At 39.8% G+C, this 244-nt stretch carries 1 protein-coding gene; it reads left to right on the plus strand.

The genetic code is table 11. The annotated features are described in order from the left end of the window. The coding region (locus tag HMPREF2955_RS16445) for a hypothetical protein (RefSeq protein WP_210401261.1) at positions 1-244 on the plus strand (244 nt) is incomplete at both ends.

The raw sequence follows: 244 nt of genomic DNA on the forward strand, positions 1-244 counted from the left end.
TTAAGTACGTTTCTGTTGTTTGTTTCTTGTAACGACAACAGGAGAACTTCGCATATCAGCAATAAGCAAGAAATAAAGGAATCTCCTGTTTCGGATGCCAAAGAACAGAAAACGGGTAAAGACAATCAATCTTTACGGGTAAAGAAGTATGCACATACGGTAACGGGCACGAAAGAAATAGAAAGGGAAAGGGGGACAAGGACAAATAACAGAAACCATGTGTCCAAGCGTTTGCAAGATTTTC

Origin of the sequence: Prevotella sp. HMSC073D09, assembly GCF_001814145.1 — a bacterium.
In the GTDB taxonomy this organism is placed as follows: domain Bacteria; phylum Bacteroidota; class Bacteroidia; order Bacteroidales; family Bacteroidaceae; genus Prevotella; species Prevotella conceptionensis.